A 20,183-nucleotide genomic window follows, 5' to 3' on the forward strand; every position below is an offset into this window, starting at 1 on the left:
ATGGACAGCGCTATCGCCGCTGCCCGCAACGCCTTTGACAACACCGACTGGTCGAGCGATCACGCTCTGCGGGCCCGCTGCCTACGCCAGTTGCGCGACGCCCTGCTCGCCCACGCGGACGAGCTGCGCGAGCTGACCGTCGCCGAGGTCGGCTGCCCGGTGTTCCTCACCCACGGCCCGCAACTCGAAGGCCCGATCACCGACCTGGGCTACTTCGCCGACCTCGCCGAGAGCTACGACTGGGTCCAGGACCTGGGCGAGGCCAAGCCGATGGGCATCAAGAACCATCGCGAGCTGCGCTCGGAGGCCGTGGGTGTGGTCGGCGCGATCACCCCGTGGAACTTCCCGCACCAGATCAACTTCGCCAAGATCGGTCCCGCGCTCGCCGCCGGCTGCACCGTGGTGCTCAAGCCCGCCCCCGACACCCCGTGGTGCGCGGCGCTCGTCGGCAAGGTGATCGCCGAGGAGACCGACTTCCCGCCCGGCGTCATCAACATCGTCACCTCCTCCGATCACGGTGTGGGCGCGCAGCTTTCGTCCGACCCCCGGGTCGACATCGTCTCGTTCACCGGGTCCACGGCCACCGGCCGCAAGGTGATGGCAGCATCGGCAGAATCGCTCAAGAAGGTGTTCCTGGAGTTGGGCGGCAAGTCGGCGTTCATCGTCCTCGACGACGCCGACCTCGGTTCGGCCTGCTCGATGGCCGCGTTCGCGGTAGTCACCCACGCCGGTCAGGGCTGCGCCATCACCACCCGGCTGCTCGTGCCCCGCGCCAAGCTCGCCGACGCCATCAAGGCCACCGGCGATGCGATGGCCGGGCTGGCCGCCAACGACCCCACCAACCCCGGCACCATCTGCGGCCCGCTGATCTCGGCGACCCAGCGCGACCGGGTCGAGTCCTACATCAAGCTGGCCGTCGAGGAGGGCGGCACCATCGAGGTCGGCGGCAGCCGCCCCGCCGGCAAGGACAAGGGTTTCTATGTCGAGCCGACGCTGATCTCCGGCCTGGAGAACTCGGCCCGCGTCGCCCAGGAGGAGATCTTCGGTCCCGTCCTGGTGATCATCGCTCACGACGGCGACGACGACGCGATCCGCATCGCCAACGACTCCCCGTACGGGCTTTCCGGCATGGTGTACGGCACCGACGAGGCCCGCATCAACAAGGTCGTCGACGGTGTCCGCACCGGCACGATGGGCATCAACGGCGGCATCTGGTATTCCGCCGACGTCCCCTTCGGCGGCTACAAGGCCTCCGGCATCGGCCGCGAGATGGGTGTCCGCGGCTTCGAGGAGTACCTCGAGATCAAGGCCGTCGCCCGCCCGGTCTGACGCGGTCGGCTCGCAAGCTCGCGCGACATCCCAGAGGCCGAAGCGACGAAGGAGCGAGGGACGCGTCGGGTCCGGCGACCTTTCCACACCTGACGCATCCACCCCCACGCCGGTTGAGGTGCGAGGAGCGCAAGCGACGAACCTCGAAACCCCGCAAGACAACCGAGTCCCCCACCACCAACAGAAAGAAGACCCCCCATGAGTTCCGGACGTTTTGACGGCAAGAACATCATCGTGACCGGCGCCGCCGGCGGCATCGGCGAGGCCTACGCCCGCGGCCTCGCCGAGGAAGGCGCCGCCGTCGTGATCGCCGACCTCAACGACGAGGCCGGCGAGAAGGTGGCCGCCGACATCGGTGGCCGTTACATCCACACCGACGTCTCCGATCCCGAATCCGCCCTCGCCCTGGCCGAATTCGCTGCCGAGGCCGGCCCCGTGCACGGCCTGGTGAACAACGCCGCCATCTACGGCGGCATGAAGCTGGACTTCCTGATCACCGTCCCGTGGGACTACTACAAGAAGTTCATGTCGGTCAATCTCGACGGCGCGCTGAACGTGACCCGCGCGGTGTACCCGAAGATGACCGAGGGCGGCGCCATCATCAACCAGTCGTCAACGGCGGCGTACATGTACAGCGGCTTCTACGGCCTGGCCAAGGCCGGCATCAACAACCTCACCTTCCAGCTGGCAACCGAACTGGGCGGCAACAAGATCCGCGTCAACGCGATCGCTCCCGGCCCCACCGACACCGAGGCCACCCGCACCAGCACCCCGGAGGAGATCGTCAAGGACATGGTCAGCAAGCTGCCGATCAAGCGTTTCGGCAAGGCCGAGGATCACGTGGGCATGCTCAAGTTCCTGCTCTCGGATGAGGCGTCGTGGATCACCGGCCAGATCTTCAACGTCGACGGCGGCCAGGTGTACCGCGCATGAGCGAGAACACGATTCGCCTCGGCTATGTGGGCCTGGGCAACATCGGCGGCCCGATGGCCACCAGCCTGGCCAAGTGGGAGGGCGGCATGACCGTCTTCGACCTGGCCGACGACGCCGTCGCCAAGCTCGTCGACGCCGGTGCGGTCAAGGCGGATTCGCTTGCCGACCTCGCCGCGAAGGCCGACATCATCGGCATCTGCGTCCTCAACGACGCCCAGGTGCGCACCGTCATCGCCGGTGAGGGTGGTCTGCTGTCGGCGGCCGCCCCGGGCACGATCATCGCGATCCATTCGACGATCGGCCCGCAGACGGCGATCGATCTGGCCGCCGAAGCCGCCGAGAAGGGTGTCGTCGTGCTCGACGCCCCCATCTCGGGCGGCGCGATCGGCGCCCAGTCGGGACGGCTGGCGGTGATGGTCGGCGGTCCGCGCGAGGCGTATTCACGACTGAAGGAGCCGTACAAGCTGACCGCGGAGATGCTGGTGCATGCCGGCGACGAGGTGGGTGCGGGCACCAAGATGAAGCTGGCCCGTAATCTGCTCCATTTCATCGCGTTCACCGCCACCGCGGAGGCATCGCGCCTCGCCGAGGCCGCTGGTATCGATATCACCAAGCTGGGCAAGGTGGTTCGGCACACCGACTCGATCACCGGGGGCGCCGGCTCGATCATGTTGCGCGAGAACACCGCTCCGATCGAGTCCGACGATTTCTGGTACGGCATCTTCGCTCCGGTGCGTACATTGGGCGAGAAGGACCTGTCGCTGGCCCTGGAATTGGGCAAGGACCTGGGTGTCGACCTGCCGCTCGGCGAGATCGCCCTGCGTGATTTCGCCGCCGCTATCGGCGTCCCGCATACCGAAGGAGAATCCGCGTGAGCGAACCCGAGCAGACCGAGATCCGCAAGAAGGGTCTGGCGAAGATGTCGGAGGTGTACGGCTGGGAGATGTCCGACGGTCCGGGCGACTACTTCGAGCACACCTGCGACCAGGTGTTCGGCACTGTGTGGACGCGGGAGGGTCTGTCCAACCGCGACCGCCGGCTGCTGCTGTTCGGCGCGCTCGCAGCGTCGGGCCAGGAGGACGTGGCCGAGATCCAGGCGGGTGCGGCCCTGTCCAACGGTGAGCTGACCCCGCATCAGTTGGAGGAGATCTCCCTGTTCCTCTGCTACTACGTCGGCTGGCCCCAGGGCACCAAGATGCACTTCATGTTCGGCAAGGTCATCAAGAACTTCGAGAAGCAGCAGGCCAAGGCGGCCGAATAGCCACCACCCCAACCACCAGGAGAACAATGAAATTCGAACCGCTGTCCGGAGGCAAAGGGTGCTCATTGCTGAGCGCCGTCCCGGGCCCCGACCTGGCCGCGGCAGGCTACACCGAAACCGAGTACGCGGCTTCGGGTTCCGTCGAGGGCCTCACTCCCGACGGCCCGGTCGCGGCGGCGGATTTCACGACGCGGGTCCTGGTGCGGCGTCCGGCCGACGACGTGGCGTTCAACGGCACCGTGGTGGTGGAGTGGCTGAATGTGAGCAGCGGCAACGACGCCCCGGCCGAGTACACGTATGTGGCACCGGAATTGGTGCGCGGCGGGTACGCCTGGGTCGGGGTGTCGGCGCAGTTCACCGGCGTCGAAGGCGGTTCGGGGTCGGTGGGTATCGGCGGCGACAGCCTCGCCACCAAGGACCCGGACCGCTACGGGACGCTCCATCACCCCGGTGACGCCTACTGCCACAACATGTTCGCCGCCATCGCCGACGCGGTGCGCACCGCCGATCCTTTGGCGGGCCTGACCGTCGAGAAGGTGCTGGCGGTGGGTGAATCGCAGTCGGCGATGGCGCTTACCACCTACGTCAATACGTTCGCCGCGGCGCACGGCGTGTTCGACGGTTTCCTGATCCATTCCCGCGCGCTCGCCGGCCTCCCGTTGGGTCCGGTGGGTGCGGGTGTCGATGTCACCGACACCTTCAGGGGTGCGGCGACACCGATCCACGCGGGTGTGCGGGTGCCGGTGTTCACGGTGCAGACCGAAACCGATCTGCTCACCAACTTCCGCTACCACCGTGCCCGCCAACCGGATTCGGATCTGGTCCGCACGTGGGAGGTGGCCGGTTCGGCGCACGCCGACCTGCATCAGGTGGGTCCGTTCGAGGAGTACCTGGGCTGCTCCGATCCGGTGAACCGCGGCCAGCAGCGTTTCGTGCTGCGGGCGGCGCTGCGGCACCTGAACACCTGGGTGCGTGAGGGCACCGCTCCCCCGGTGGCCGCACCGCTGTCGGTGGGCACCACCCTGCTGGGCCAGGAGACGACCGAACCCTTCTTCGACGTCGACGACCTCGGCAATGTCGTCGGCGGCGTCCGCACGCCGTGCGTCGAGGCTCCCACGCAGGTCCTGTCCGGCATTGTCCCCGATGCGATCTCCCGCATCTGCATGCTGTTCGGCTCCACCGCCCCGATCCCCGACGACGCGCTGCTCGCCCGATACGGCACCCGCGAGGCGTACCTGGCCACCTATCGTTCCCACACCGACGCCGCGATCGCCGCCGGCTTCGCCCTCCTCGACGACCTGGACGAACTCCTCGCCGACGCCCGCCCCGATCTCATCCCGGAATGAGTCACGAGCCGGGGCTCACCTGATCCGAACGACGAAGCGACGAAGGAGCGAGGGTCACGAAGGGTCCGCCGACCTTTCGACACCTGACGCAACCACCCCGTCGTCGAGAAGGTCGAAACGGACGCCGAGGAGCCGCACCGGCCGGTCGAGCTCGAACTTCGCCAGCAACGCCTCGACCTCGGGGACGAGGTCGCCGGCACTGACGGTGGCCGCACGGAGTTTGTGGGATTTGGTGCGCGTGTAGAACGTGGTGGTGCGGACGGTGACGGCCACCCGGAACACCTCCCGCTTCTCGGCCACCACCTGCTCGAGGAGTTCGCGAGCGAGTTCGCCTGCCTCGTGGACGAGTTCGTCGGGGCCCGTGAGGTCGCGGGCGAAGGTGCGGGATTTGGAGTGCGACTTGGCCACCCACGGCTGCACGGCAATGCTCGGATCCCCGCCGCCCCGGCACAGCACGTACAGCCAATTACCCTGGTGCGGGCCGAAAATCGAGATCAGCCGGTCACGCGGCGTGCCGATGAGCTCGGCGACGGTGCCGATTCCGTGCGCGGCGAGTTTCTGCGCGGTCTTGGGGCCGACGCTCCACAGTTCACGGGTGTCGCGCTCGGCCATCAACGCAAGCCAGTTGCCGTCGTCGAGCAGGAACACCCGGTCGGGTGCGACCTCCGACCGGTCCCCGGTCTTGCTGACGGCCTTGGCAAACCCTGTCGCCATCTTGGCGCGCTGTTTGTTGTCGCTGATCCCGATGCAGCATTCGAGGCCGCACCGTGCAAGTACCGCCGTCCGCACTTCGATGGCGAATCGCTGGATCTCATCGGCCGCCAGACCCGGTTCGGCGACCGGTCCGACCCCGAGGAACGCCTCGTCCCACCCCCATACCTCGACGGGATGCCCGAATGCCCGCAACACGTCCATGACCTCGGCGGACACCGCGTCGTAGGCGGGTGCGTCGACGGGCAGATACACCGCGTCGGGGGCTTTGCGGTGGGCCGAGCGCAGCGGCATCCCCGCCCGCACCCCGAGCCCGCGTGCCTCGTACGACGCGCAGGTCACCACTTTGCGGGCCTCGGTGGGATCTCCGTTCCCACCGACGATCACCGTCTCCGAGGCCAGCTCGGGGCTACGTAACCGCTCGACGGCCACCTGGAACTGGTCGAGGTCGACATGCAGCAGCCACCGGTAACGGGGCGGCTCGGCGGTGGTCACGTTCCGAGACTAGCCGCCCCGTCCGGATACGAAGAGACAACAAAGTTATCTCACGAGGTTTCGAGGCTCGTCGCTAACGCTCCTCACACCTCAACCAGCAAGGGCGCAACCCGCAGCCAGCGCTCCGCACACCTCAACCAGCAGGGGCACAACCTGCGCCGGTTGAGGTGCGACGAGCCGCTGGGCGAGGAGCCTCGAAACCCGGTGAGACGACAATGTCCTCTTACGAGGTTTCGAGGCTCGTCGCTAACGCTCCTCACACCTCAACCGGCGGGGGGTGTTTGTCAGATCCCGGCGCCGTGTTCGGTGAAACGGCCGATGGATTCGGCGACGCACACCGGCTTCTCGATGCCCTCGGCCTCGAACACCTGGGTGGTGGTGATCTGCGCCGAGCCGGTGCCGGTGGGCTGGACGTCGGTGATGGTGGCCCGCATCCGCACCTTGGAGCCGACCGGAAGCGGGTGGGGGAAGCGGACTTTGCCGTAGCCGTAGTTGAGGCTGTGGGCGAAGCCGTCGAACGCGAGGAGTTCTTCGGTGAAGCCGGGCCCAAGCGACAGGGTGAGCAGCCCGTGGCCGATGGTGGTGCCGAACGGTCCGGCGGCGGCCTTCTCGGTGTCGACGTGGATCCACTGGTGGTCGTTGGTGACGTCGGCGAAGGTGTTGACCTCGTCCTGGGTCAGCTCATGCCATTCGGTGGGTCCGAGTTCGCGGCCTGTGAGGGCGACGAGGTCGTCGATGGTGGTGGGGCGCGGCTTGTCGGTCATGGTCAGTTCTCCGTTCCGACGGTGAGGACCACTTTGCCGGTGGCCGAACGCGATTCGAGGCACTGCAGCGCCTCGGTGGCCTTCTCCAGAGCGAACGTCGGTCCCAGGACGGGCTTGAGCGCACCACTGGCCAGGTGCGGTTCCATCGCCGCCCATTCGCCGGCGATGTGGCCGGGCCGCGGCAGGCAGTAGGCACCCCAGCCGACGCCGGTGACGGAGATGTTGTTGAGCAGCAACCGGTTCACGGCGACGGTGGGGATCTCACCGGCGGTGAAGCCGATGACCAGGAGGCGGCCGTGTTCGCGGAGGGTGCGCAGCGAGTCGGTGAAGCGGTCACCGCCTACCGGGTCGACGATGATGTCGACGTTCTTGCCGACGGCGTCTTTGAATCCGTCGGCGAGCACGAACTCGTCGGCGCCGGCGTCGACGGCGATCTTGCCCTTTTCCTCGGTGGACACGACGGCGATGACCCGGCCGGCGCCGAAGGCCTTGGCGACCTGGATGGCGCTGGTGCCGATGCCACCGGCGGCGCCGTGGATGAGCACGGTCTCACCTTTGGCGAGGTGGCCGCGTTCGATGAGCGCGAAGTAGGAGGTGCCGTAGTTGAACAGGAACGACGCGCCTTCCTCGAACGACACCGAGTCGGGCAGCTTGAACGTCAGATCGGTCTGTGCCACAACCTGTTCGGCGAATCCGCCGAGCAGCGGCAGCGCGCACACCCGGTCGCCCGCCACCAGTCCCGAGCCTTCGGGAGCGGAGACCACCACACCGGCCACTTCGGCGCCGGGGATGAACGGCAGCGGCGGCTTCACCTGGTACAGGCCCCGGGTCTGCAGCAGTTCGGGAAATGCCACACCCGCGGCCTTGACGTCGATGAGGACCTTGCTGTCGTCGGCCGGTGCGGGTACGTCGACGACCTCGATCGCCTCCGGCCCGTCGAGCTTGCTGATGTGGATCGCGCGCATATGTGCCTGTCACCCTTTCGGCGGAGGGCGCGGCGAATCCCGCGCCGTTCGCCACACCGTACCTGAATCAGCATTCAAGTTCAATGACGCCCGCGGCCCTGCTCGCCGAGTCAGTCGAAAACGTCGCCGATCTCCGCCGCCGTAGCGGCCCGGCTCAGCCACGTCTGGAGCACCTCGATGTCGTCGCAGCGCTGCACCCGCTCGCACACCGCGTCCGGTACCTCGATTCGCCGTGCGCGCAGGACCGTCAGCACAGCGACGGCTGCCTCCTCGGCTTTACCCTCGGCCTTGCCTTTCGCCTCACCCTCACCGAAATACTTCTGGGCAAATGGCGACTGATACTTGAAAGTCGTACTGGTCATAAGTCGCTCCCAACGTGCGCGGGCAGCCATCGGAAGCACCGCCCAGATCATCTCAGAATACACATGCCCATGCTCCAGATCAGTGATCACAGAGGCCGCCAACGCCTCTAAAACGCCTGGTACATTGTGGTGCGCCATCCCCGACAGCATCGCAAGCCCCGGGCTGGACCGGGCTGTGTCAACGTCGTCGACGACCGGCACCGCCCGCGGTCCGATCACGATCGGTGTAATGGAGTCGTCGCCCTGGCACAGGATGGTGCGATCGGAGGATCAACTCGGCGATCGCCTCATGCCGCATCGACACCATACCCGGAAGGATAGAGGGCACCTACGACAAATCGGGCCACCGATCGGACACCGCACAGCCATGCCCCGGCTACACCCTTCGGACGACACAAAAGTTAGGTTTGCATAAGGCGCACTGATGCGCCGTTCGACGAAGGAGACCGATCATGTCCACCAGCACCGTGCCTTTCCTGCGCCGCATCCTCGCAGCCTCCGCGATCACCGTCGTCGGCGTGTTCGGCCTGGCGGCCTGCGGCGACGACGAGTCGACCCCGGATTCGTCGACGTCTGTCGAGGTCACCGGCACCACCGAGACCGACAGCACCGACGCCTCCGACGACGCGGACGACAGCACCACCGACGACGCCGATGCCGATGCCGACGACACCGACAGCGACAACGACGGCGGGGTCAAGATCGACTCCGGCGACGGCAACAAGGTGGAGGTCGACGGCAGCGGCACCACCAAGATCGAGTCCAACGACGGCGCCAAGGTGGAGAAGGACGACGACGGCAACGTCAAGATCGACTCCGGCGACGGCAACTGCGTCAACATCAAGGACGGCACCATGACCACCGACTGCTGACCCACACCGCACAAACGGCGGCGGGCGGGAGTCCCCAAGAGATCTCCCGTCCGCCGCCGTTGTCATGACCGCCAGGCCCACCCCTCGCGGGTCAGGCCGGGCGGAGTGTCACTGCGCGGTACCGGTGCCGCTGCTACCCGCCTCGAACGGCGATGCGGTGCTCCCGGAGCCGAGGGAGGCGAGGAGCTTGGTGAGTTCCGCGACGACATCGAAACCCGCGCGCTGTGGCTGGATACGCATCCGTATCTCCGATCTTTGATAACCGAAATACAAAGAGCAAGAACAAATCTCCGACAAGTGCGTCGAGAAAGTCCCACACGGGCCTGGGCCCGATGAAACCATATACCGAGTCTCACTAAACGTCGACATGGAGGGGCAGTCCCGCGCACAGCGTGATCCGATCGCACCATGGCGGCTCTCCCTGGCTTCGCCAACCTGCGCCATGCCGGAAGCATGCCAGCCGGACGCATCCGGATGAACCTTCTCCTCTATTCGTGGTTGGGAACTGACGAATCGCAAAGCCTGTTGTCGCAGCTGAGGAATGCGAAAGGGCGGGAGTTCCGATGGAACTCCCGCCCTTCCTCTCGTCTGCCACGAAGTCGGCTTCAGGGCATCACACCGTGACGAATCGACCTAGGAACTAGGACAGCTCCGACAGACTGCCCGTGCTAACGGTGTCACCCTCGGTGATGGTGCCCTTGATGAAGTCGATCAGGATGCTGTCGGTGATTGATGCGCGAAGGTTATTGCGTGCCATGGTGTTTCTCCATTCATCTAGTGGTTCGAGCGGGACCCGTGCACCCGTTCGAGGATTTCCCAAATCGGGAGTCGTAATCTGGTGCCGGGAGCAGAAAGGGTGGGGTCCATCCATGTGAACACCCACCCCTTCATGCTTGCTTTGCGGGCGCCTATCAGCCGAGGCTGAACGGCTTGCCGTAGACGGTCACAACACCCTTAACGGCCTCGGTGTTGACTGTGACGCGCACCTTGGCCTTACCCTCGGCGAAGCCGGCGCAGCCATCGAGAACGAAGCGCTCGTCCTTGTATGCCGCGCCACCCTTCTTACCCGCGAAGCTGAACGAGTTGACGTTGTCGTCGTCGTCGTCGGTTTCCTGGATGATCGGGACAAAACCTGCCTGACCAGGGCCAAGCTCCAGTGCCGTGTCGTTGGTCACCGGGTCAACGGTCGCCGTGGCCGACACATCGAGGGTGCCGCTGGTGAAGCTCGGGGTCGCGGTGGTGGACACACCGCCGCCGATCTTGGAGGTGTTACCGATGCCGATGTTGATCTGGCAGCCGACGATGTAACCGGCTGCGATGTTGCCACCCTGGGCCTTGCCGCCGACCGTGACGCGCACCTTGCCCGACACCCACACCTCACGGGTCAGGTTGAAGGACTCGACGACCGAGTTCTTGTAGCGGACGTTCTGGTCGAACAGCTCGATCTTGACGGGAGTACCGTCGACGAGCCTCTTGGAAGCGGTGGTACCCGGCACCTTGCCGGCGACGGCGCCACCGGCACCGAGGGCGCTCAGGCCGATCGCGGAGACAGCGGCGAGGCTGACCCCGGCGACCACGCGGCGCGTGATGGTCTTGCTCATGATTCCCCTTCGTGGAATGTGAAGATCTGCGCTTGGGCAGATAAGTCTCAGTGGATTCTGGTTATCTGCGGAGCGTCAGCTCACGAAGAAGGTCTGGCCGAACAGGTTGGACTGCAGGATGGTGCCCGTACCGGTCACGACATCGTCGTCGCCGTTGATCTCGTAGCCCTTGGCGGCGATGACCTTGGTGAACGACCGAGCGGAGGCGTAGCCACCGCAGTTGGGGAACTCGATCTCGAAGTTGGAGATCTGGATCGCACCGGCCTTGCCCGCGGCGATGTCCTTGTCGGTGACCTTGTAGAGGTTCACCTGACCCGGCTTGAGCGGAACGCTGAGGCCACCGGTCAGACTGAGCGACGGCTGTGCCGAGATCGCCAGCGAGGCGACGGACGATGCGCTAAGCGAACTCACGTCGATCTGGCAGCCGGCCAGGACGTACTGCTGCAGGTTGCCGGAGACACCCTTGCTGAGCTTCGCGGTGTACACACCCGACAGCAGAGCGGTGCGGCCGAGGCCGTTGTAGGCGACGCGCTTGACCGAGAACTGCGACTCGTGCTGACGCCACAGGCTGACCTTCTCACCGTCAATACCGGTCAGAACCTTGTACCCGTTGCGCAGCGGCTTGGCATCGGCAGCGCTGGTGCCGATCGTGGTTCCCAGGCCCAGTGCCGCAACGGCGGCGAGAGCTGTCGCACCCGCGGCGCGACGCAGCCCAAGCTTGCTGAACTTGCTCATTCGTTCCCTCTCAGAGGATGTTCGGCTTCAAAAGACGTGGACTACGCCCACACCCCCGGCCACCGGCTGGGTCACTGTCCGCGACAATTGTGCGCCGACCCCCGCCTTTACGGGTCGTCATCACGAACATTGCATCTCCATGCCTTGGCCACCACGGTCTCCGGCGAGAAGGGGTCCTACTCAGCGGTAGACCGCAGGATCTCCCCGGCCCCCGTGGAATGGGAGCCGGTTACATCACCGCGAACGGTATCGGAGTTGTCTCAGGTGCGGCAACAGATGCGCTCAGGCCAGGCACAAATTGAGCTCAGAAAGTGACATATGCGCTGTATGGAACGTATGCGCGCGGATGTGTTAACAGAAGGAAAACACGCTGCATTACCCGTGTTGCCCAGCACCGCCACTACGAGTGGTGTGGCGGCCGGTTGGCGTCGTACCACTCACGGGTCATCGGATTGTGATCTTCGCCACAGTCGGCCGCTGCGGAGCGTCCGGTGCCCGAACCGAACACGGCGTCGAGCCTGCGGCGGCGTTTCCACTCCGGTTCGCGACCCGGCGAATCGGACATGTATACATCGCTGTCCGGTTCGGGCAGGTCAGACCCTGTCCGAACCGGCAGGTCGGTCGGTTCCGCGCCAGATGCGGAGGTCGCGGATTCAGAACTCACTGATCGACTCGATGACGTACTTGGCGAGCGGGGCGACCGTCGCCATGCCGTCGCGGACCGCCGCACGGGAACTTGCGATATTGACAACCAGCGTCTGACCTGACAATCCGGCCAGGCCCCGCGATAGTCCGCCGTCGGTGGCACCCGCGGCCAGGCCGGAACTGCGGACGGCCTCCTCGATGCCGCGCAGCCGGCGATCGAGGAGCGGTTCGGTGGCCTCGGGCGCCACATCGCGGGCACCCACACCCACCCCGCCCACCGACACCACCAGGTCGATGCCGCCGATCACGGCGGTGTTGACAGCGTTGCGGATCTCGATCTCGTCACCCGGCACCGTGACCGTGGCATCGACGTGGAAACCGGCCTCGGCCAGGAGTTCACGCACCAGCGGGCCCAGCGGGCTCGGGCGTTCGCCGTGGGCGGCGCGATCATCGATGACCACCACCAGTGCGCGCCCGATCTCATCGACCGGCGCCGCCACCGGATCGTCGTCACGATGGCGCTGCACAAACTCGCGGGCCGCCGCATCCGCGGCCACCACGTCCTCGGGATCGATCGTGGAACCCAGGTTGTTCATTGCTGTCTCCCTCACCGTGCGGCCGCCCCCGTCGCCGGTGACGCGCACGACGGGCGGATCGTTGCCTTTACTCATCAGACCAGTCCCGCCCGCCGCAGACCAGTCGTCCGGGCGGACTCTTGCGAACTCCTCAGGCTCGCGACACCTCGGTCAGCCGACCTTCAGTTCCTCGAGGGTGACCGTCGTGGTCTTGGCCTGGCCGTTCACCTCGTAGGTCACCTCCACCTGCTCGCCCGGCTCGTGCGAGCGCACCGCCGCCACCAGGGCGTCGCCCGAGGCGATGAGCCGGTCACCGAACTTGGTCACCACCGCGCCGCGCGGGATGCCGGCCTTGCCGGCCGGGCCACTCGCCTGCACGTCGGACAGCAACGCACCGGTCTGCCCGGTGCCGCCCGCCGACTGCCGCACCGACACCCCGAGCCCGGCGTGGGTGGCCGTCCCGTTCTCCTGCAACTGCTTGGCCACCCGGTACGCCTGGTCGATCGGGATCGCGAAACCGAGGCCGATGCTGCCGCTGCCCGCTTCCGAACTCGAACTGCCACCGAGCGTGGCGATGGCGGTGTTGATACCGATCAGCGCGCCCTTCGCGTTCACCAGCGCACCGCCCGAGTTGCCGGGGTTGATCGCGGCGTCGGTCTGGATGGCGTCGATCACCGAGGTGGTGCCCGACTCACGCGAGGTGGACACCGGACGGTTGAGCGCCGAGATGATGCCGGTGGTCACGGTGCCCGCCAGCCCCAGCGGCGCACCGATCGCGATCACATCCTGGCCCACGGCCAGATTCTTGGAGGTGCCCACCGAGATCGGCCGCAGGCCCGTCTTGTCGACCTTGAGGACGGCGATGTCGGAGATCGTGTCCGTGCCCAGCACCTTGGCCCTGGCCGACGTGCCGTCGGAAAAGTTGACCTGCACGGCGTCGGCGGGCGAACCGGTCAGGCTCACAACGTGATTGTTGGTCATGATGATGCCGTCCGCGCTCAGGACCACGCCCGAACCCTCGCCCTGCTGATTGCCCACCACCACGTCGATGGACACCACCGACGGCAGCACCCGCGTGGCGACATCCTGCACCGAGCCCTTGGGGGCGTCGACCTGCTGGGTGGCCTGGCTGTTCGGGTCGCCGCCGAGCGGGCCGTTGGTGGCAGTCGTCGACGCCGCCGGAGTGTCGTCGTCGGCGAGGTTGGCGCCCAGGACACCGCCGCCGACACCGGCCACCAGCGCCAGGGTCACCACACCGGCCGCGGCCAGCGCCTTGCGTCCGCCCTTCTTTTTGGGGGCCGGCTGCCCATTCGTGCGGGGATCCGGGGAGAGTGGCTGCTGCTGGGTGGTGGCCGGCCCGAACGGCGACGTCGCGGGCTGGGCACCGGGATAGCTCTGCTGCGACGGCGTGGCCGCGCCGTACGCCGGGTATCCGGCGGGTGCGTACGCACCGCCGTACGGCGACGGATTCGGTTGTCCCGAAACCTGTTGTCCCTGTACGTGTTGCGTTGAAACCGGCTGTCCCGCGGCGGGATTGGCCCAGGCCGACTGGGCCGGATTGGGTTGGGCTGCCGCGGGCTGCGCCGGGATCGAACCCGTGCCGAACTGTCCGGCAAAGGGATTGGGCACCGCGGTCGTCGGCTGCTCGCCGAACCCGCCCGCGCCGGGTGCGGGATTTCCCGGCGCGGAAGCACCGGGAGTGGAGACGCTGTCGCGGTCGATGCGGGTGGTGGCCGACGCCGGGTCCGGGGAACCGGCCTGGTTCTGCGAGTCGCCGACGCCGCCGGACGCGCCGGGGTCGCCGTATCCGGGAAAGCCGCTCTGCGAGCCACCACCGGTCATTGTTGTTCTCCTCATCCGTTCGCCCGTCGTCGGTCCCGGGTATCGGGCGATGATCACCCGAACCGCCGTCCCGACTCGTCGTGTGCCGACCGCCCTGTACTGGGGCGTCCGGCGCGCCGTCGTTGCTTGTTCTTGTCGACTCTATGTGTAGTACCGCAGGCTATCGGTGCACTGACGTAAACCTTGGGCGCGCCTATGAACTTCCCCGCACTACGCCGTCATGAAGACCAGCGCTTTTCAGTTCGTCCCCAGCACCGTGCCGCCCGGCCCGGTGTCCTTTCGGCGAACGACGGACCACCTGCCGGTGTGCCGCGCACACCTTACTGACGAATAACCTGCGGCGAAGGTTCCATCGGCACCGGATGGCCGGGCAGTGTCATCCTGATCAGCGCGCCGCCCGCGTCGGACTGCTCGGCCCGGATGGTGCCGCCCATCCGCAGCACCACCTGCCGCACGATCGCCAGGCCCAGCCCCGACCCCGGCATCGACCGGGCCTCCGCCGACCGGTAGAACCGCTCGAACACCAGCTCCCGGTCCTCGGCCGGGATACCCGGACCCGAATCGGCCACCGTCAGCTCCATCATCGTCGGCGCGATCTGGTCGAGCTTGACCTGCACCGCGTGACCGCGCGGACTCCACTTGGCCGCGTTGTCGAGCACGTTGAGGATGGCCCGGCTCAGTCCGTGCTCCTCGCCGAACACATACCAGGGCACCAGCGTGGTGACGAACTCGACGTCCGACCGTCGCCGGCGGGCCCGGTCCAGGGAACGTTCGATGATGTCCACCAGGTCGAGTTCCTCGACGATCACGTGTTTGGCGTCCTCGCGCGCCAGATCCACCAGGTCGCCGACCAGCGTCGAGAGTTCCTCGATCTGGGCGAGCACATCCGAACGCAGCTCGATCATGTCGGAGGCGTCCATCGCCGGGGCGCCCGGCGCGCTCGCCGCCATCAGCAGTTCCAGATTGGTGCGCAGCGACGTCAGCGGTGTTTTGAGTTCGTGACCGGCGTCGGCCACCAGCCGCGACTGCCGGTCCCGCGACTCGGCCAGCGCCGCCAGCATCGTGTTGAAACTCTCGGTGAGCCGGGCCAGCTCGTCCTTGCCGGTCACCGGGATCGGCGTCAGGTCCTGTGTCTTCGCGACGCGCTCGGTGGCGCTGGTGAGCCGGGCCACCGGCCGCAGCCCGGCCCGCGCCACCGCGGTGCCGGCGAGCGCGGCGAACGCCACCCCGCCGCCGCCCACCACCAGCAGCACCCACGCCAGCCGTTTGAGCACCCGATCGGTGTGCAGCAGGCTTTCGGCGAGGATCACCGTGTAGCCGTTGGACAGTTTGCGCGCCAGCACCCGCTTGCCCTCGATCGTGCGCACGCTCTGCATCGCCCGCACCGACCCCGGCGAGGCCATGATGGCGTTCTCCCGATTGCCCATCGGCACGTCGCCGATCCGCAATGCCAGCCCGCTCGGCGACACCACCATCACCGAGATGCTCGTGGAGAACACCGTGCCCTGCAGCAGCACCTCCGGCTGCTGATCGAGCAGCCCCACGCTCGCCATCGCCGTCAGACCGTCGGCCCGGGACTCCAACTGCTTGTCGATGTCGTTGTACATCGCCCGGTGCACCGTGAAATAGGCGGCCGCCGCCATCAGGCTGACCGACACCAGCACCACCGTCGCCGACAGGATAGTGACGCGGCTGCGCAGCGACACCGACCTGGTCAGCGGTATCGGTGCCCGCATCTCGTGCGGCCGGGCGCTCTCCGCCCTCAACGCCATCGGGCACCACCCGCCGCAGCCTCTCCGCCGGTTGAGGTGCGAGGAGCGCGAGCGACGAGCCTCGAAACCTCGCACGCCGACAATGCGATCGCACCGGGTTTCGACGCTCGTCGCACCTCGACCGGCGAAGAAGCCGACAACATGCTCCCGATCACGGCGGGGTCTCGCGCAGTACGTAACCCACGCCACGCACGGTGTGGATCAGCCGCGGCTCGTTCTCTGCCTCCGTCTTGCGGCGCAGGTAACCGACGTACACCTCCAGGGCGTTGCCCGACGTCGGGAAGTCATAACCCCACACCTCCTCGAGGATGCGGCTGCGTGAAAGCACCCGGCGCGGGTTGGCCATCAGCATCTCCAGCAGCGCGAATTCGGTGCGGGTCAGGCTGATCGACCGGTCGCCGCGCGTCACATCGCGCGTCACCGGGTCGAGGGTGAGATCGGAGAACGTCATCGCCTCCGACTCCTCCTCGCCGACCGCCGCCGACCGGCGCAGCAGTGCCCGCAGCCGGGCCAGCAGCTCTTCGAGCGCGAACGGTTTGGGCAGGTAGTCATCGGCGCCGGCGTCGAGGCCCGACACCCGCTCAGACACGGTGTCGCGGGCGGTGAGTACCAGGATCGGCAGGTCATCGCCCGCCGACCGCAGCCGCCGGCACACCTCCAGACCGTCGAGGCGAGGCATCATCACGTCGAGAATCGCCAGGTCGGGCCTGTCGGCGACAATCTTCTCGAGCGCTTCGAGCCCGTCCCCGGCGGTGTCGACGGTATAGCCGTTGAAGGTCAGCGACCTCCGCAACGACTCCCGAACGGCCCGATCATCGTCGACCACCAGAATTCGCATACCTACAGTCTTAATCAACCGGACTGTGAACCCGCTGAGACTCGCGGATGCCCATCACCTCAGGCGTCCGGTGACCTTTCGACACCTGACGCCACCACCTCGGCCATCACAACCCGGATCCGGCCTGTGAGGTCTGGTTGATAGTCGCGTAACCGGGGCAGCGCGGTTGGGAAACATGGCCACCCGACCCTGGACGACGTGACCACCACGACCGTGTCTTCGCTGTGCGCCTATTGCGGCGTGGGCTGTGGCGTGGATTACGTTGTCGCCAACGATGCGACGACCATCGGCAAGTCAGTGATCAACAAGACGGTGGGCACCAAGAATCACCCGGCGAACTTCGGCCGCCTGTGCACCAAGGGCACCACCACCGCCGACATGCTCAACGTCGGCGGCCGGCTGACCACCGCCCTGGTACGCCCGGCACGCGGCGCCGCCCCGCAACCCACCGCCGTCGATGAGGCCATCACCTCGTCGGCGCGGCAACTGCGCGCCATCATCGACGAGCACGGCCCCGACGCCGTCGCCCTGTACGTGTCGGGGCAGATGTCGCTGGAGGCGCAGTACCTCACCAACAAACTCGCCAAAGGGTTCATCGGCACCAACCAGATCGAATCCAACTCGCGGCTGTGCATGGCGAGCGCCGGCACCGGATACAAACAGTCCCTCGGTTCCGACGCCCCGCCCGGCTCGTATCAGGATTTCGATCACGCCGACGTGTTCCTGGTGATCGGCGCCAATATGGCCGACTGCCATCCGATCCTGTTCCTGCGCATGATGGACCGGGTGAAGGCGGGCGCCAAGCTGATCGTCGTCGATCCGCGGCGCACCGCCACCGCCGACAAGGCGGACCTGTTTCTGCAGGTCAACGGCGGCACCGACCTGGCTCTGCTCAACGGGATCCTGCATCTGCTGATCGAGAACGGCCACACCGATCCCGGGTTCATCGCCGACTTCACCGACGGTTTCGAGCAGCTGCCCGAGTTCGCCGCCCAATACCCACCCGATGCCGTCGCCGAGATCTGCGGTATCGACGCCGACGACCTGCGCCGCGCCGCCGAACTCATCGGCACCGCGGGCAACTGGATGTCGTGCTGGACAATGGGTTTGAACCAGTCCACGCACGGCACCTGGAACACCAACGCGCTCATCAACCTGCATCTGGCCACCGGGGCCATCTGCCGCACCGGCAGCGGCCCGTTCTCGCTGACCGGTCAGCCCAACGCGATGGGCGGGCGCGAAATGGGTTATATGGGGCCGGGATTGCCGGGCCAGCGGGCCGTGCTCTCCGACGACGACCGCGCGTTCTGCGAGAACGCCTGGGGTGTCCCCGAGGGCACCCTGCATACCCGTCTCGGTGGCGGCACCATCGACATGTTCAGCAAGATGGCCGCCGGCGACATCAAGGCGTGCTGGATCATCTGCACCAATCCCGTTGCGTCCGTGGCCAACCGAAAAACGGTAATCGAGGGCCTGGAACGCGCCGAGCTGGTGATCATGCAGGACGCGTTCGAAGGTGTGGAGACCGGCGGATACGCCGACGTGGTGCTCCCGGCGTCGCTGTGGAGCGAGTCGACCGGCGTGTTCATCAACTCCGAACGCAACCTCACCCTGTTCGAGCCGGTGCTCGGCGCCCCCGGCGAAGCCCTCCCCGACTGGCAGCTGATCGCAGCCATCGCCTGCGAGATGGGGTACGCCGACGCGTTCACCTATTCCTGCGCCGAGGAGATCTTCGACGAGATCAGGCAATTCCACAATCCGCGAACGGGTTACGACCTGCGCGGGGTCACCTACGAGCGGCTGCGCGCCACCCCTATGCAGTGGCCGTGCCCGCCGCCGTCGGACGAGCGCCCCGACCCCACCGCCGGCGGCGCCCGCAACCCGATCCGCTACCTCAACGACGGTGTGAGCCAGAGTCTGCACGTCGCCGGCGACGGCAGCATTCCGCGCCTGGCGTTCGCCACCGCCAACCGCCGGGCGCAGTTCTTCGCCCGCCCGCACGTCGATCCCGTCGAGATGCCCGACGACGATTATCCGGTGCTGCTCAACACCGGACGGCTGGCGCACCAGTGGCACACGATGACCAAGACGGGACGGGTCGCGAAGCTCAACAAGCTCAACCCGGGGCCCTTCGTCGAGATCCATCCCGATGATGCGGCGGGTCTCGGTGTGGCCGACGGTGATTCGGTGGAGGTGGCCTCCCGCCGGGGCCGCGCGGTGCTGCCCGCCTCGGTGAGCGACCGGGTGCGGCCCGGCAACTGCTTTGTTCCGTTCCACTGGAACGACGCCTTCGGTGAGCATCTGGCCATCAACGCCGTCACCTCCGACGCCATCGACGCCGCCTCGCAGCAGCCCGAGTTCAAGGTGTGCGCGGTGACCCTCACCAAGGTGGCCGTTCCCGCAGCCCCGGAGGCGCCGGCCTGTGCACCGTCCACGCTCGGAGAACCGTCTGGGACACAAGAGAAATGGAGTCCGGAGTTGCTCACCCTGCTCGCCGAATCGCTGGGGGTCACCGATGTCGCCGCCCCGCGGCCCGACGACGCCGAACGTCTCTACCTCGCAGGGCTCATCGCCGGACTCCGGGCCAATCCCACCGGTGTACCGACGGTTCCGCCGGACGCGCCGCTGCGTCCGGAGATCCGCAACTGGGTGGCCGGACTGCTGTCGGGGATGTTCGCGCGCAGCCACATCGCCGGCGCCTCCGCCGTGTCGCCGGACTCGTCGGCGCTCGCACCGTCGACGCCCGGCGAGGTGATCATCGACGCCGAGACCGACGCCGCGGCAACAGAAACCGTGACCGTCGCGTGGGCCTCCCAGACCGGCAACACCGAGGAGTTCGCGGACCTGGCCATCGCCAAACTCAAAGAGGCCGGGCGCGAGGTGATCTCGCGGCCGATGGACGAGTTCGACGTCCACGACCTGGGCGGCACCGTGCTGTTCCTGACCGCCACCACCGGGGACGGCGACCCGCCGGACAACGGCAGCTCGTTCTGGGATGCGCTGTCGGCCGACAGCGCCCCCGATCTGTCCGGCATCAAGTACTCGGTGCTCGGGTTCGGCGACTCCAACTACGACGACTTCTGCGGCCACGCCCGCAAACTCGACGAACGGATCGACGCGCTCGGTGGCTCGCGGAT

The 20,183-nt window shown here is 67.1% G+C and carries 19 protein-coding genes; 7 read left to right on the forward strand and 12 right to left on the reverse strand.

The genetic code is table 11. From position 1 onward, the window contains the following. The 5 genes from GOAMR_RS02935 to GOAMR_RS02955 all read left to right on the forward strand — a co-directional run. On the forward strand, nucleotides 1-1,329 hold a 1,329-nt coding region (locus GOAMR_RS02935; RefSeq protein WP_005182594.1), incomplete at its 5' end, for an aldehyde dehydrogenase. A gap of 198 nt (nucleotides 1,330-1,527) precedes the next feature. Next, on the forward strand, nucleotides 1,528-2,262 hold the full coding sequence (locus GOAMR_RS02940) for an SDR family oxidoreductase (protein ID WP_005182596.1): 735 nt from the start codon (nucleotides 1,528-1,530) through the stop codon (nucleotides 2,260-2,262). Further along, nucleotides 2,259-3,137, forward strand: a complete 879-nt coding sequence (locus GOAMR_RS02945; RefSeq protein ID WP_005182597.1) for an NAD(P)-dependent oxidoreductase — start codon at nucleotides 2,259-2,261, stop codon at nucleotides 3,135-3,137. Before GOAMR_RS02940 ends, GOAMR_RS02945 begins: the two co-directional genes overlap by 4 nt. Nucleotides 3,138-3,181: 44 nt before the next feature. Then, on the forward strand, nucleotides 3,182-3,523 hold the full coding sequence (locus tag GOAMR_RS02950) for a carboxymuconolactone decarboxylase family protein (RefSeq protein ID WP_083836824.1): 342 nt from the start codon (nucleotides 3,182-3,184) through the stop codon (nucleotides 3,521-3,523). A 26-nt stretch (nucleotides 3,524-3,549) separates the two neighbouring features. After that, nucleotides 3,550-4,869 (forward strand): alpha/beta hydrolase domain-containing protein, encoded by a 1,320-nt coding sequence (locus tag GOAMR_RS02955; protein WP_040514185.1) that lies wholly within the window; start codon nucleotides 3,550-3,552, stop codon nucleotides 4,867-4,869. A 54-nt stretch (nucleotides 4,870-4,923) separates the two neighbouring features. Here the strand turns inward: GOAMR_RS02955 and GOAMR_RS02960 are convergent, their stop codons facing one another. The 4 genes from GOAMR_RS02960 to GOAMR_RS24665 form a co-directional block, all read right to left on the reverse strand. Further along, a complete protein-coding gene (locus tag GOAMR_RS02960) occupies nucleotides 4,924-6,075 on the reverse strand; it encodes a DNA polymerase IV (protein WP_005182603.1) in 1,152 nt (383 codons plus the stop codon). Between the two features lie 284 nt (nucleotides 6,076-6,359). Then, nucleotides 6,360-6,839 carry a MaoC family dehydratase gene (locus GOAMR_RS02965; protein WP_005182605.1) on the reverse strand — a complete coding sequence of 160 codons (480 nt, stop codon included), beginning with the start codon at nucleotides 6,837-6,839 and terminating at the stop codon, nucleotides 6,360-6,362. Between the two features lie 2 nt (nucleotides 6,840-6,841). Further along, nucleotides 6,842-7,804: an NADPH:quinone oxidoreductase family protein gene (locus GOAMR_RS02970; RefSeq protein ID WP_005182606.1), complete on the reverse strand. Its 963-nt coding sequence runs from the start codon at nucleotides 7,802-7,804 to the stop codon at nucleotides 6,842-6,844. A gap of 110 nt (nucleotides 7,805-7,914) precedes the next feature. After that, nucleotides 7,915-8,166 (reverse strand): hypothetical protein, encoded by a 252-nt coding sequence (locus GOAMR_RS24665; protein ID WP_138943570.1) that lies wholly within the window; start codon nucleotides 8,164-8,166, stop codon nucleotides 7,915-7,917. A 452-nt stretch (nucleotides 8,167-8,618) separates the two neighbouring features. Between GOAMR_RS24665 and GOAMR_RS02980 the strand changes: the two genes are divergently transcribed. Continuing rightward, the gene (locus GOAMR_RS02980) at nucleotides 8,619-9,038 is read left to right on the forward strand and encodes a hypothetical protein (RefSeq protein ID WP_005182608.1); all 420 of its coding nucleotides are present in this window, start codon (nucleotides 8,619-8,621) and stop codon (nucleotides 9,036-9,038) included. Between the two features lie 108 nt (nucleotides 9,039-9,146). Here the strand turns inward: GOAMR_RS02980 and GOAMR_RS25720 are convergent, their stop codons facing one another. The 8 genes from GOAMR_RS25720 to GOAMR_RS03010 all read right to left on the reverse strand — a co-directional run bounded on the left by GOAMR_RS25720 (nucleotide 9,147) and on the right by GOAMR_RS03010 (nucleotide 17,046). Then, nucleotides 9,147-9,278: a hypothetical protein gene (locus GOAMR_RS25720; RefSeq protein ID WP_259064254.1), complete on the reverse strand. Its 132-nt coding sequence runs from the start codon at nucleotides 9,276-9,278 to the stop codon at nucleotides 9,147-9,149. A 671-nt stretch (nucleotides 9,279-9,949) separates the two neighbouring features. Then, nucleotides 9,950-10,639, reverse strand: a complete 690-nt coding sequence (locus tag GOAMR_RS02985; RefSeq protein ID WP_005182610.1) for an MspA family porin — start codon at nucleotides 10,637-10,639, stop codon at nucleotides 9,950-9,952. Between the two features lie 75 nt (nucleotides 10,640-10,714). After that, nucleotides 10,715-11,374, reverse strand: a complete 660-nt coding sequence (locus GOAMR_RS02990) for an MspA family porin (RefSeq protein ID WP_005182611.1) — start codon at nucleotides 11,372-11,374, stop codon at nucleotides 10,715-10,717. Nucleotides 11,375-11,774: 400 nt separating this feature from the next. Beyond that, nucleotides 11,775-11,939 carry a hypothetical protein gene (locus GOAMR_RS25025; RefSeq protein ID WP_170319104.1) on the reverse strand — a complete coding sequence of 55 codons (165 nt, stop codon included), beginning with the start codon at nucleotides 11,937-11,939 and terminating at the stop codon, nucleotides 11,775-11,777. Nucleotides 11,940-12,027: 88 nt separating this feature from the next. Next, a complete protein-coding gene (locus GOAMR_RS02995; RefSeq protein WP_050942569.1) occupies nucleotides 12,028-12,615 on the reverse strand; it encodes a MogA/MoaB family molybdenum cofactor biosynthesis protein in 588 nt (195 codons plus the stop codon). A 150-nt stretch (nucleotides 12,616-12,765) separates the two neighbouring features. Then, complete coding sequence (locus GOAMR_RS03000) at nucleotides 12,766-14,436, reverse strand: trypsin-like peptidase domain-containing protein (protein ID WP_005182613.1); 1,671 nt, start codon at nucleotides 14,434-14,436, stop codon at nucleotides 12,766-12,768. A gap of 320 nt (nucleotides 14,437-14,756) precedes the next feature. Next, complete coding sequence (locus GOAMR_RS03005) at nucleotides 14,757-16,208, reverse strand: sensor histidine kinase (RefSeq protein WP_005182615.1); 1,452 nt, start codon at nucleotides 16,206-16,208, stop codon at nucleotides 14,757-14,759. Between the two features lie 151 nt (nucleotides 16,209-16,359). Next, nucleotides 16,360-17,046, reverse strand: a complete 687-nt coding sequence (locus GOAMR_RS03010) for a response regulator transcription factor (protein ID WP_005182617.1) — start codon at nucleotides 17,044-17,046, stop codon at nucleotides 16,360-16,362. A gap of 198 nt (nucleotides 17,047-17,244) precedes the next feature. Here GOAMR_RS03010 and GOAMR_RS03015 point away from each other — a divergent pair. Next, nucleotides 17,245-20,183: bifunctional nitrate reductase/sulfite reductase flavoprotein subunit alpha (locus GOAMR_RS03015; RefSeq protein WP_005182620.1), on the forward strand; the 2,939-nt coding region annotated here is incomplete at its 3' end.

It is taken from the genome of Gordonia amarae NBRC 15530, assembly GCF_000241345.1.
Classification (GTDB): domain Bacteria; phylum Actinomycetota; class Actinomycetes; order Mycobacteriales; family Mycobacteriaceae; genus Gordonia; species Gordonia amarae.